This is a genomic window from Dactylosporangium sp. NPDC005555, assembly GCF_040605635.1.
Taxonomy (GTDB): Bacteria; Actinomycetota; Actinomycetes; order Mycobacteriales; family Micromonosporaceae; genus Dactylosporangium.
The window spans coordinates 522,795-534,190 of the sequence record NZ_JBEXDG010000001.1; the positions used below are offsets into that span (position 1 = coordinate 522,795).

Sequence of the window (11,396 nt, forward strand, 5' to 3'; positions counted from 1 at the left end):
CTTGGGCATGAAGGGGCCGGTCGTCGCGGGTGGACTCGTGTTGGCACTGCTGCTCGGCTTCGTGATCGCCAGGTCGACAGCGTCGCCACCGCCGGCCGCCCCGGCGCCGACCGCGATCCCGTCCCACTCGCACGGCGGCGCCACCTCGGGCGACCTCGGCGGGCTGTCGCTCAGCGCCGGCGGCTTCACGCTCGTCCCCTCCACGACGACGTTCACCGCGGGCGCGGCGCAGCCGTTCACGTTCAAGGTCCTCGGCGCGGACGGCAAGGCGGTCACCCGCTTCGTGGTCAACCACGACAAGCTCATGCACCTGGTGGTGGCGCGGCACGACCTGTCCGGATTCCAGCACCTGCATCCGGAGATGGCGCCGGACGGCACCTGGTCGATCCCGCTGACCCTCCCGTCGGCGGGCATCTGGCGGATCTACACCGACTTCGTCGCGCTCGACGCCGCCGGGACGCAGGCGCCGACCACCCTGGCGGTCGACGCCACGGTCGCCGGGGACTATCAGCCGGTCGCGCTCGCCGCGCCGGCACGGACGGCCGAGGTCGCCGGGATGACGGTGGCGATGGAGGGCACGCCGGTGGTCAACGCCACCCAGCCGTTGTCGCTGCGGATCCTCGCCTCCGGATCGCCGGTGACCGACCTCGAGCGCTATCTCGGCGCGTACGGGCACCTCGTCGTCCTCCGCGAAGGCGACATGGGCTACCTGCACGTCCACCCGGAGGACCAGCTCGTGGGCGGGGCGGTGAAGTTCTGGCTGTCGGCGCCGAGCGTCGGCCGCTACCGCATGTACTTCGAGTTCCAGCGCGCCGGTCAGGTCCACCGCGTCGAGTTCACCGTCGACGTCCGCTGACCGCACCCCCTGATCCCGGATCACGTGGCGGGGACGGGGACGGGGGCGGGTAGATGCGAAGCAGCGCGGCGGGCCGGGCCCACCGCGCTGCGCAGGTGTCGCTGAGGATGTGACCGAGGGTCAGGCCTCCGTGGCTTCGCCGCCCTCGGGCGTGCCTTCGCCACCACGGCCACGGCCGCCCCGGCGGCGACGGCGGGTGCGGGCGCGCGCCGTGCGGGCCTCACCCTCCTCGCCGGCCTCGGCGGTGACGACCGGGCCGCTGTCCGCGGCCTCGGCGCCCTCGACCTGGCGGCGCGTGCGGGTCCTGGCGCGGGTCGCGCGCGGCTTCTCCTCGCCGTCGGTGGTCTCGCCCGTCTCGCCGCCCTCGGCAAGGGTCACCTCGGCGGGGTCGACCTCGCCCCGGCGCCGGCGGCGGCGCGGACGGCGCGGCTCCCCGGTCGCCTCCGAGGGCGCGGGAGCCGCCGGGGCACCGGCGTCGCCGCTCCGGCCGCGACCCGACGGGGCACGACCCGTGCGGCCACCACGGCCGCGGGGCTTGCCCTCGATGTCCTCGAGCTGCTCGGCGGCGAGGCCGGCGCGCTTGCGGTCGGCGGTCGGCAGCGACCCGGTGATGCCCTCGGGGATGCCGATGTCGGTGAGCAGGTGCGGGGACGTGTGATACGTCTCCGGCGGCTCCGGCAGCTCCATGCCCAGCGTCTTGTCGATGATCCGCCAGCGGGGCATGTCCTCCCAGTCGACGAACGTCACGGCGACGCCCGTCGCGCCCGCGCGGCCGGTGCGGCCGATGCGGTGGGTGTAGGTGTCCGGGTCCTCGGGGCAGTCGTAGTTGATGACGTGCGTGACACCGGAGACGTCGAGCCCGCGGGCCGCGACGTCGGTGGCGACCAGCACGTCGATCTTGCCGGCCCGGAACGCGCGCAGGGCCCGCTCCCGGGCGCCCTGGCCGAGGTCGCCGTGCACGGCCGCGGCGGCGAAGCCGCGGAAGTCGAGGTCCTCGGCGACCCGGTCGGCGGCCCGCTTGGTCCGCGTGAAGATCATGGTCAGGCCGCGGTCGGTCGACTGCAGGATCCGCGCCACGATCTCGATCTTGTTCATCGGGTGGGTGCGGTAGATGACCTGCTTGGTCAGCGGCGACGCGCCGGTGCTGGCGTCGTGGTGCGCGTGGATCGTCATCGGGTGGCGCAGGAACCGCCGCGCCAGGGTCACGATCGGGTCGGGCATCGTCGCGGAGAACAGCATCGTCTGCCGGTCCTCCGGCAGCAGGGTCAGGATCCGCTCGACGTCGTCGAGGAAGCCCAGGTCCAGCATGCGGTCGGCCTCGTCGAGCACCAGGGCCCGCACGGCGTGCAGGCGCAGGTGCTTGCTCTTGGCCATGTCGAGCAGCCGCCCGGGCGTGCCGACGACGATCTCGACGCCCTTCTGCAGCGCGTCGACCTGCGGCTCGTAGGCGACGCCACCGTACAGCGGGAGCACGCGGACGCCGCGGGTCTTGCCGGCGGCCGCGATGTCGCGCGCGACCTGCAGACCGAGCTCCCGGGTCGGGACCACGACGAGGGCCTGCGGCAGGCCGTCGGCGCCCTCGGCGGGGGCGGTGACCCGGTCCAGCAGCGGGACGCCGAAGCCGAGCGTCTTGCCGGTGCCGGTCGGGGCCTGACCGATGAGGTCGGTGCCGCGCAGCGCGATCGGCACGGCATATTCCTGGATGGCGAACGCGTGGATGATGCCGACGGCCTCGAGAGCGGCCACGGTCTCGGGCCGCGCTCCCAGATCGGCGAACGTGGGTGCGTCTGGGCGCACGGGTGCGCGCGGGGCCACTGCTTCGGCGGCCTCAGTGTTGTCGATCGTCATGTTGTGCTCAGGGTGTCTCTCTCGCGGGAGCGCCCCTGGTGAAGCCGGGTGCGCTCAAATGGGTAGGGCGCGGGCCACACGCAACCGAAATGATCAAGGTCGCGGGCTACAAGCGCCGGACGCCAGGACTAGGGTCCGTCCACGGCTATTGGAGCCATTGTACCGGCTTGCGGGCAGTTCCGCTCGCGGCGACACGGTGCGCTACGGGAGCGCTATGGGAGCGCCACGGGAGCGCCACGGGGAAGGGCCACCCTGAGCGCGCCGGAGCGGCACAGAGCGCGCCAGCCGATCGGGCGAGGTAGTGTGCCGTCGTGTCCGATCTCACTCCGCCCGCCACGGCAGTGGTCGACCTGCTCGGCATGCTGGCCTATGGCGAGCTGGTCGCGTTCGACCGGATGGCGGACGACGCGCGGCTCGCGCCCGACCTGCGCCGCAGGGCGGTGCTCAGCGAGATGGCCGGTCGTGAGATCAGCAACTACTGCCGCCTCGCCGACCGCCTCACCGAGCTGGGCGCCGACCCGGAAGAGGCCATGCGGCCCTATGTGCAGGCGGTGTCGGACTACCACGCGCAGACCGAGCCGGCCGACTGGCTGGAGGGCCTGGCCAAGGCGTATATCGGCGACAACATCGCCGACGACTTCACGCGCGAGGTCGCGGCGGTGCTCACCGGGCCCGACCGGGACCTGATCCTGGACGTCCTGCACGACTCCAGGCACGCCGACTTCGCCGCCGACGAGCTGCGGGCCGCGATCGCCGTCGACCCCAAGGTGGCCAACCGGCTGTCGATGTGGTCCCGCCGGCTGGTCGGCGAGGGCATCTCGCAGGCGCTGCGGGTCGCGGCGGAGCGGCCGTCGCTCGCGGAGCTCCTGGCCGGCGGCGGCACCGACTTCCAGGCCCTGCTCAAGCGCCTGACCTCGGCCCACACCGCCCGCATGGGCGCGGTCGGGCTCAACAACTGAGGAACCGGCTCAGGCCCTGACCCGCGGGCGGGGCAGGGCCTGAGTGCTATCTGTCAACGCGCGGAAGAGAATCCAACCGGCCGCGGCGACGACTCGGCGATCTCCACGTAGGCGATCTTGCCGACCGGGACGATCACCCGGCGGCCCTTCTCGTCGACGAGAGAAAGCACACCCTTGTCGCCACCGTCGATCGCGTCGGTGACCGCAGCTTCAACCTCGGCGGATGACTGATTGCTCTCCAGCACCAGCTCCCGAGGCGCATACTGCACGCCGATCTTGACCTCCACGTCTTCCTCCTTGATCGGGCTGCGGCGCGTCCGTGCCTCGGCGCGCACACCCAGTGTGGTTGAAGACTAACGCGATCAGGCGTGTTCGCCGTGCAGGGGGAAGCTCGCGATGCCGCGCCACGACAGCGCGGTCAGCAGCGCCTCCGCTTCGGGCTTCGCGACCTGGCGGCCGCCGGCCACCCAGAAGCGGGCCGCGACCTCCGCCGCCCCGACCAGACCGGACGCGAGCAGCTCCGCGCGCTCCCGGCTCAGGTCGGTGTCCGCCATGATCGTGTCGGTGATCGCGGCGATGCAGCCGCTCTCGACCCGGTCGACCCGCTCGCGCACCGCGGGGTCGTTGCGCAGGTCCGACTCGAAGACCAGGCGGAACGCCTCGCTCTCGTGGTCGATGAAGTCGAAATACGCCTTGATGGCGCCGCGGACGCGCTCCTTGTTGTCCGTGGTCGCCTCCATCGCGGCGCGCATCCGGGACACCATCGCGTCGCAGTGGGTGTCGAGCAGCGCGAGATAGAGTTCGAGCTTGCCGGGGAAGTGCTGATAGAGCACCGGCTTGGAGACACCTGCCCGCTCGGCGATGTCATCCATCGCGGCGGCGTGATAGCCCTGCGCCACGAAAACCTGCTGCGCCGCGGCGAGCAGCTGCTTGCGGCGCGCCGACCGGGGCAGCCGCACCGGCCGTCCGGCCGACTGGGTGCCGCTCATCGCCGAGGACATGTTCACCATCCGGATTTGGGTCGAGATTGCAACTTACCCCCTTTCCGCCCACACGGTAGCCTCACCTAGAGGCGACGGAGGAGCGCGCGGTGGACGAAACGGGGCAAGCCGGAAGCCCGCACGGGGCAGGCCCATATCGCGGAGGAGGACACACGGACCCGCACAGGACACCGGACGGCACGTCGGTCAGTGGTTCAGGCAACGGCACCGCCAACGGTTCGACGCCGAGCGATGACGCGCTCGAGGCGATCGTTTCCGCATGGCGTGAGCCGGCCACCGGAGCCATCGCCGGGCGCGCATCGGTCAACGGTGCCGGCAGCCCGCGCGGCCGCGCGGAGGTCCGCAGTCCCTATTCCGACATGCTCGCCCCGATGAGCCCCCCGGTCTCGGTCCCGCCCCCGGCGCAGCCGACCACGTCGCTGCACTACGGGCACTACGGCCCCGACGGTCAGGGCTGGCCGAGCTCGGTCAGCCAGCCGGAGCACAGCGGGTCCTTCCCCGCCACCGGTGCCATGACCCCGCAGGAGCACACCCAGCTCAACGCCCTGGTCACCGGCCCGGCCGGGCAGGGCAGTGGCCAGGTCAACGGTCAGGCCAACGGCGCGCACCCCGGCCCGCTGAGCACGCCGTCCGCGTCCTCCGGCGGGACCGTCTACGGTGCCGCCCCCGCCGCCGACCCGCGGGACGAGGCCGTCCAGCCGGGCGCGGAGCCCTCTGCCCTGGACCGGCTCGCCCGCCAGTCCGCGCCCGTCGACCCCCAGGTCCGGGTGCACGGCGACAGCGGCCGGCCGCCGTATGGCTCCTATCCGGAGCAGTCCTGGGGCTACGACGCCCGCTCGCGCGACGGGGCGTATCAGGAAGACCCCCAGGCCGCCAACGGCGCGGCCTACCAGGCCCAGGACAGGTATCAGGGCCAGGACCAGCAGCAGGACCCCTACCAGGGGCAGCAGCAGTATCCGGCCCAGGAGCAGTACCAGGACCAGTACGCGCCGCAGGGCTATCAGCCGCAGCAGTTCCCGTCGCAGGAATATCCGCAACAGCGGGACTACTCCCAGCAGCAGGCGCAGCCCCAGCAGCAGTTCCCGTCGCAGGAGCATCCCCAGCAGCAGTACCGGCCGCAGGACGGCTACCAGTCCTACGAGCAGCAGCAGACGGCCCCGGAGTTCGACTGGGCCGCGCCGCAGCACGAGCCGATCGTGCCCGCGCCCGCCGTCCACCCCCTGCCGCCCTCGGTGGCGGTGCCGGCCCAGCGTGTGCCGGAGCACGACCCGCTCGTCGGCCCGCTGCCGGCCGAACTGCTCGGCAATGCCACGCCGCTGTCCGCCGCCGAGCCGACGATGCCGACGTTCGCGTCCGAGCCGCCGTATGCGCAGTCCATGCCGGCCATGCCCGCCGCACCGGCCACCGAGCCGTCCACGTATGCCGACCAGCCGTATCAGGAGACCGCGTACTCCGAGACGGCGTACCCGGAGACCGGATACGCCGGGACCGCATACGAGCAGGACGCATACGGGCAGGACGCATACGAGCAGGACGCATACGGGCAGGTCGAGAACGGGCCGGAGCTGCCGCAGCGCGTACCGTCGCATCCCGACGTGCCGCAGGTGCCCGAGGTGGAGGTCGAGCCACTCGTCGCCGAGGCGGCACCGGCCGGCGGGGACGATCTGGCGAAGATCGCGACGTTCCTGCGCGAGAAGCGCGAGGACGAGGACGAGGAGCCCAGCCTCGACGACCGCCCCGACGGGTTCGACATCCCGGCGGTCCTTCGCGCCGTTCAGGGTGTTTCCGGTGTGCGCGAGGCGACGCTGCGCAAGAACGCCGACGGACTGCACACGCTGCGGCTCGAGCTGCTCGACGAGGCCGATCCGGGTCTGGTGAGCCGGGCCGTCGCGCGGCTGCTCAACGAGCGGATGGGCCTGGCCGCTGAGCCGAACCCTCCGGACCTGACCCCGCTGTCGGCGCGCCCGCAGGCCAGGGGCAACGCACCGCACAGCGCGCTGCCCGGCTACGGTCGCGAGGCCCGCAGGCGCCGCCCGGTCAGCGGTGTGCGCCGCCCGGCCGAGGCGCCCCGCCCGGCCCTCGACGAGCTGCGGCAGACCCACACCGAGGCGCCTGCCGAGGCGCCGGTCCGCGAGCCGCACCAGGCACCGCAGCCGCCGGGCCTCATCGCCCCGCCGGTCCTGCGGCCCGAGCAGTTCGTCCGGCCCGAGCAGTTCGTCCGGTCCGAGCCGCCGGCGCAGGCGGAGAAGCCCCTGCTCGGCCCGCAGCCCCCGATCCCGGTCAACCGGGACGCGCCGCCGGCTCTGGTGCCGCAGTCCAGTTCGATCGTGTCGCCGCGCGTCATCATCGACCAGGTCGAGGTCAGCACCCAGGGCGTCGACGCGGTGGTGGAGGTGCGGCTGATCGCCGACGGGCATCCCGCGGTCGGTGTCGCCAGCGGCCCGGCGGTCGACGGTTACATCCTGCGGCTGTCCGCGGCCGCCGCGGCCTCCGCCGTGGATCAGCTGCTGGTCGATGTCGACGCGACGTCCAGGGCCCGGTGTTACATCGAGCACGCCGCGGTCGTGCAGCTCGGCGGGTGCGAGGTCGCCGTCGTCGTGCTGTTGCTGCTGTACGACGGCTGGGTCGAGCAGTTGACGGGTTCGGCGGTGAACTCGGGCGACCCGCGGCAAGCTGTGGTGCGGGCCACTCTCGCGGCCGTGAACCGGCGATTGGAAGCCCTGCTGCCATAGCGCCCCTGAGGCACACTGGTAAGCATGAAGAGAGCTTCCCTTGTCCCGGAGTTCACCGTTCCGTCACCTGAGCGGCTGCCGGAGCAGTGGCCCGGACGTGAGGTGGAGCTCGATGGGTTGAAGGCGTTCGTGCGGGACACGCCGGCGACGGCGCCCGGCGCGGAGCCCGCGGTCTACGTGCACGGCCTCGGCGGATCGTCGACGAACTGGACGGACCTGGCGGGCGTGCTCGCCGGGCGGCTCGACGGTCAGGCGATCGACCTGCCCGGGTTCGGGCACAGCGCCCCCGCCCGCAGCTATTCGCTGCCGGCGATGGCCGCGCACATCATCCGGTGGATCGAGCACGGCGACCGCGGCCCGGTCCACCTGTTCGGCAACTCGATGGGCGGCGCGGCCGTCGTCGTGGCCGCGGCACTGCGCCCCGATCTGGTGCGCAGCCTGACGCTGATCTCGCCGGCGATGCCGTTCCTCGACCCGCGCCGCTCCCTGCAGGGGCCGATCGTGCCGCTGCTCCTGCTGCCCAACGCGGCGAAGCTGGCGGCGCGGCGGATGTCCTCGATGGACCCCGAGGAGCTCGCCGCGATGGTCATCGAGTCCTGCTATGCCGATCCCACCCGCTACCCGGAGCAGCGGCGCCTGGAAGCGATCGAGGAGGCGAAGCGGCGGCACTCGGTGCCGTGGTATGCCGAGGCGTACGTGGGCAGCCTCCGCGGCCTCGTCGGCAGCTTCCTGCGGGCGTACCTGCCCGGCGAGGGCTCCATGTGGAAGATGGCCGCGCGGATCCAGGCGCCGACGCTGGTGATCGCGGGGCGGCAGGACAAGCTCGTGGACATCCGCACCGCGCCGCAGGTCGCCCGCATCGTCCCGGACAGCCGGCTGATGATGCTGGAGGGCGTCGGCCACGTGGCGCAGATGGAGGTGCCCCGCACGGTGGCCCGCGCGGTGCTCGGCCTGCTCGATGAGCTGCAGAGCGGCCAGGAGTCCGCCGCCCGGCAGGTTGCAAACCAGGTGCGGGACGGGGTGCGCCAGCGCGCGCCGCAGGTGCGCATGGCAAGCTGACCAATCGATGGCGAGCCGGCTGAGCAGCGACCGCCGGCGGCTGCCGGTCCCGCTGCCGAGTGACCCGCGGCAGGCCCGTGAGGTGGTCCGGGGCGAGCAGCGTCGCCGGCGTGAGCAGATCCGCCGGCGGCGGTACATCGTGGCCGGGGTGATGTGCACCGCGTTCGTGATCGCCGCCGCAGGCCTGGGCCGCCAGCTGTTCTTCTCCGGTGGCTCCGAGGAGGCGGCGGTGACGGTCGCCGCGACCCGCGGGCCGGCGTTGATGCTCGACCCGCCGAGCCGCCCCGCGAGCCAGCCGCCGGAGGCCGGGCCGTCCAGCGCCGCCGGGACGTTCGCCTACGCGGGCAGCGCCGGGCCCGTCGCCGGGGGCGCCGGCACGGTGCGGAAGTACCGGGTCGCGGTCGAGAACGGCAGCGGCCAGCAGGCGGACGCGTTCGCCACCGCGGTCGAGCAGGTGTTCGCCGACCCGCGCGGCTGGCCGGCGGCCGGTCAGGTGCGCCTGCAGCGGGTGGCCGGCCAGGGCACCGCCGACTTCACGATCTTCCTGGCGACGCCGGTCACGTCGGAGCAGATCTGCGCGACCGCCGGCCTGCACACCGCGGGCTTCAGCTCGTGCCGGATCAGCGGCAAGGTCGTCATCAACCTGGCCCGCTGGCTGACCGGCGTGCCGGACTACGGCGCGCCCGTCGCGGACTACCAGCACTACGTCATCAACCACGAGGTCGGCCACGAGCTGGGCAACGGCCACGAGGCCTGCCCCGGTCCCGGAAAGCCGGCCCCGGTGATGCAGCAGCAGACGTACGGGCTGAAGGGCTGCGTCGCGAACGCGTGGCCGCTCGTGGACGGTCAGCGATACACCGGGGCCAAAGTGCCGTAGGTCACGTGGGTTTGCGGGGCGGGCGCGGCAGAATGAGAACCATGTCGTTGCCTCCACTGGTCGAGCCGGCCGCTGACCTGTCCATTGACGAGGTCCGCCGCTACTCCCGCCACCTGATCATCCCGGACGTGGGTGTCACCGGGCAGAAGCGCCTGAAGAACGCCCGGGTGCTGTGTGTGGGCGCGGGCGGGCTCGGCTCGCCGGCCCTGCTGTATCTCGCCGCCGCGGGTGTCGGCACGCTCGGCATCGTCGAGTTCGACACCGTCGACGAGTCCAACCTGCAGCGCCAGATCATCCACGGCCAGTCCGACATCGGCCGGCCGAAGGCGGAGTCGGCGCGCGATTCGGTCCGCGAGATCAACCCGCTCGTCAATGTCGTGGTGCACAACGAGGCCCTCGACAACGACAACGTGATGGACATCTTCGCGCAGTACGACCTGATCGTCGACGGCACGGACAACTTCGCCACCCGGTACATGGTCAACGACGCGGCGGTGCTGCTCGGCAAGCCGTACATCTGGGGCTCGATCTACCGCTTCGACGGCCAGGCCTCGGTGTTCTGGGCCGAGCACGGCCCCTGCTACCGCTGCCTCTACCCGGAGCCGCCGCCGCCCGGCATGGTCCCCTCCTGCGCCGAGGGTGGCGTGCTCGGGGTGCTGTGCGCGTCGATCGGCGCGATCCAGGTCACCGAGGCGATCAAGGTGCTCACCGGCGTCGGCGACTCCCTGCTCGGCAGCCTCATGGTGTATGACGCGCTGGAGATGTCCTACCGCAAGATCAAGCTGCGCAAGGACCCGAACTGCGCGATCTGCGGCGAGAACCCGACGGTGACCGCGCTGATCGACTACGACGACTTCTGCGGCGCCGTCTCCGACGAGGCCCAGGCCGCGGCGCTCGGCTCGACGATCACCGCGGCGGAGCTCAAGGACTGGCAGGACTCGGGCAAGCCGATCGACCTGATCGACGTGCGCGAGCCGGCGGAGTGGGAGATCGTCCGCGTGCCCGGGGCGCGGCTCGTGCCGAAGGGCGAGATCCTCAACGGCAACGCGCTCGCCGACCTCCCGCAGGACCGCCAGATCGTCCTGTACTGCAAGAGCGGCGTCCGCTCCGCCGAGGCATTGGCGGCGGTCAAGGCGGCGGGCTTCAAGGACGCGGTCCACGTGCAGGGTGGCGTGGTCTCGTGGGTGAAGACCGTCGATCCGTCACTGCCGGTGTACTAGGGTCCCACACGCAGACAGCGGGCGGGCGGTAGCGTACGGCCCATGGTCGACCTTGATGCCGCGATCGGCTACGTCGTCGCACACGGCGACGCCGTGGATCGCGCCCGCCTCGCCTGGCTGCGCACCGGCCAGTATCCACCGGCCGACGTGCTGGAGAAGGCTGAGATCGGCCAGTCGCCCGACGGCGGCTGGCCGGCGCTCTGGGGTGCCGACATCGCGTCCGTGGACGCCACCTGCTTCCGCCTCGGCGAGCTCGACGATCTCGGCGCGATCGACCGCCCGGCGGCCCGCCGGGCCCTCGGCTGGCTGGGTCGCAGCCAGCGGCCCGACGGCATGTGGGAAGAGGACCCGTCCCTGGCGGGGATCGCTCCGCCGTGGGCGCAGCCCGGGGACGACGAGGCGAAGCTGTATCTGACCACCAACGCGGCCTACTGGCTGGTGGTCGGCGGCGCGAACGACGGCGACGACCAGCACGCCACCCGGGTCGCCCGCGCCGCGGAGGCGTTCCGGGCGTCGCTGCGCCCCGACGGCTCGTGGCCGTCGTTCCTGGTGGCCGGGTGGCTCGGCTGCGCCGTGCTGTATCACCTCGGCTGGTTCTACGAGTCCGCGCAGATCCAGGTCGCACTCGCCGACCGGGTGCCGAAGATGACCGCGGCCGACACGGCGTCGCTGTATGCGGCGCTGCGCAGGGTCGGCATGTCCCCGGAGGACTGGCTGCTCAGCGCGGCCCGCAAGCGCCTCGACGAGACGCAGCGCAGCGACGGCGGCTGGGAGAGCGACGACGGCGCCCAGTTCAACGTGCACACCACACTGACGGCGATCAGGGCACTGCGCTGACCCGCGA

Annotated in this window: 10 protein-coding genes; 7 read left to right on the forward strand and 3 right to left on the reverse strand. The window is 72.6% G+C overall.

What is annotated here, in order from left to right:
- Positions 1-7: 7 nt before the first annotated feature.
- Positions 8-856, forward strand: coding sequence for a hypothetical protein (locus tag ABZS58_RS02525; RefSeq protein ID WP_354776728.1), 849 nt, complete (start codon positions 8-10; stop codon positions 854-856).
- A 120-nt stretch (positions 857-976) separates the two neighbouring features.
- Here the strand turns inward: ABZS58_RS02525 and ABZS58_RS02530 are convergent, their stop codons facing one another.
- Entirely contained in the window at positions 977-2,704 is a 1,728-nt protein-coding gene (locus ABZS58_RS02530) for a DEAD/DEAH box helicase (protein WP_354776730.1), read from the reverse strand.
- A gap of 311 nt (positions 2,705-3,015) precedes the next feature.
- Between ABZS58_RS02530 and ABZS58_RS02535 the strand changes: the two genes are divergently transcribed.
- Positions 3,016-3,663, forward strand: coding sequence for a ferritin-like fold-containing protein (locus ABZS58_RS02535; RefSeq protein ID WP_354776732.1), 648 nt, complete (start codon positions 3,016-3,018; stop codon positions 3,661-3,663).
- Positions 3,664-3,716: 53 nt separating this feature from the next.
- Here ABZS58_RS02535 and ABZS58_RS02540 read toward each other — a convergent pair whose 3' ends face one another.
- Together ABZS58_RS02540 and ABZS58_RS02545 are read right to left on the reverse strand one after the other, a co-directional pair.
- Positions 3,717-3,950: a DUF3107 domain-containing protein gene (locus ABZS58_RS02540; RefSeq protein ID WP_203845037.1), complete on the reverse strand. Its 234-nt coding sequence runs from the start codon at positions 3,948-3,950 to the stop codon at positions 3,717-3,719.
- Between the two features lie 75 nt (positions 3,951-4,025).
- Positions 4,026-4,664, reverse strand: coding sequence for a TetR/AcrR family transcriptional regulator (locus ABZS58_RS02545; RefSeq protein ID WP_354776824.1), 639 nt, complete (start codon positions 4,662-4,664; stop codon positions 4,026-4,028).
- A gap of 371 nt (positions 4,665-5,035) precedes the next feature.
- Here ABZS58_RS02545 and ABZS58_RS02550 point away from each other — a divergent pair, with 371 nt between their 5' ends.
- The 5 genes from ABZS58_RS02550 to ABZS58_RS02570 are packed head-to-tail and all read left to right on the forward strand — an operon-like array spanning position 5,036 to position 11,389.
- Positions 5,036-7,396: a hypothetical protein gene (locus tag ABZS58_RS02550; RefSeq protein ID WP_354776734.1), complete on the forward strand. Its 2,361-nt coding sequence runs from the start codon at positions 5,036-5,038 to the stop codon at positions 7,394-7,396.
- Between the two features lie 24 nt (positions 7,397-7,420).
- Positions 7,421-8,455: an alpha/beta hydrolase gene (locus tag ABZS58_RS02555; RefSeq protein ID WP_354776736.1), complete on the forward strand. Its 1,035-nt coding sequence runs from the start codon at positions 7,421-7,423 to the stop codon at positions 8,453-8,455.
- A gap of 7 nt (positions 8,456-8,462) precedes the next feature.
- A complete protein-coding gene (locus ABZS58_RS02560) occupies positions 8,463-9,332 on the forward strand; it encodes a DUF3152 domain-containing protein (RefSeq protein WP_354776738.1) in 870 nt (289 codons plus the stop codon).
- A gap of 41 nt (positions 9,333-9,373) precedes the next feature.
- Positions 9,374-10,552, forward strand: coding sequence for an adenylyltransferase/sulfurtransferase MoeZ (gene moeZ, locus ABZS58_RS02565; RefSeq protein WP_354776740.1), 1,179 nt, complete (start codon positions 9,374-9,376; stop codon positions 10,550-10,552).
- 42 nt (positions 10,553-10,594) lie between these two features.
- On the forward strand, positions 10,595-11,389 hold the full coding sequence (locus tag ABZS58_RS02570; RefSeq protein WP_354776742.1) for a prenyltransferase/squalene oxidase repeat-containing protein: 795 nt from the start codon (positions 10,595-10,597) through the stop codon (positions 11,387-11,389).
- Positions 11,390-11,396: the final 7 nt, after the last annotated feature.

What these genes read in the sequence shown, in the direction of transcription:
- ABZS58_RS02545 (WP_354776824.1), bottom strand. Translation starts at nt 4,664, where the DNA reads ATGTCCTCGGCGATGAGCGGCACCCAGTCGGCCGGACGGCCGGTGCGG.
- ABZS58_RS02550 (WP_354776734.1), top strand. Translation starts at nt 5,036, where the DNA reads ATGAGCCCCCCGGTCTCGGTCCCGCCCCCGGCGCAGCCGACCACGTCG.
- ABZS58_RS02560 (WP_354776738.1), top strand. Translation starts at nt 8,463, where the DNA reads ATGGCGAGCCGGCTGAGCAGCGACCGCCGGCGGCTGCCGGTCCCGCTG.
- ABZS58_RS02555 (WP_354776736.1), top strand. Translation starts at nt 7,421, where the DNA reads ATGAAGAGAGCTTCCCTTGTCCCGGAGTTCACCGTTCCGTCACCTGAG.
- moeZ (WP_354776740.1), top strand. Translation starts at nt 9,374, where the DNA reads ATGTCGTTGCCTCCACTGGTCGAGCCGGCCGCTGACCTGTCCATTGAC.
- ABZS58_RS02530 (WP_354776730.1), bottom strand. Translation starts at nt 2,704, where the DNA reads ATGACGATCGACAACACTGAGGCCGCCGAAGCAGTGGCCCCGCGCGCA.
- ABZS58_RS02525 (WP_354776728.1), top strand. Translation starts at nt 8, where the DNA reads ATGAAGGGGCCGGTCGTCGCGGGTGGACTCGTGTTGGCACTGCTGCTC.
- ABZS58_RS02570 (WP_354776742.1), top strand. Translation starts at nt 10,595, where the DNA reads ATGGTCGACCTTGATGCCGCGATCGGCTACGTCGTCGCACACGGCGAC.